This is a genomic window from Verminephrobacter aporrectodeae subsp. tuberculatae (genome assembly GCF_026127385.1).
Classification (GTDB): domain Bacteria; phylum Pseudomonadota; class Gammaproteobacteria; order Burkholderiales; family Burkholderiaceae_C; genus Acidovorax; species Acidovorax aporrectodeae.
Genome location: NZ_QZCX01000022.1, coordinates 1 through 290 on the forward strand (window position 1 = coordinate 1; position 290 = coordinate 290).

1 protein-coding gene is annotated in these 290 nt (G+C 67.2%); it reads right to left on the minus strand.

What is annotated here, in order from left to right; all coding sequences use genetic code 11:
* The coding region (locus D5041_RS21945; protein WP_265285840.1) for a SwmB domain-containing protein at window positions 1-290 on the minus strand (290 nt) is incomplete at both ends.

Consider the following 290-nt stretch of genomic DNA (forward strand, 5'->3'; position numbering starts at 1 on the left):
CGTGGTGTCTGCTGACGCTGATGTGTCGTTGGTCACCGCGGTAGCAGCAAAGCTGGCCGCGTCGTTGCCTGCGGCGTCCTGTATGGCGTTGGCGTCGTTGCCGGTCGTGGGGTCGGTGTAGGCCACGGTGACCGTCTGGCCGGGGGTGACCGCCGTGCTCAGCGTGAGCGTGACGGTTTTGGCTTGGGGCTCGACGCTGACGTTGGTGACGGCATTCGCGACGCCATTGACCAGCACCGTAAAGGCTCCGCTCGCCGGCTTGTGGGTCGCGTCCGCGTCCAGGTTGCCCG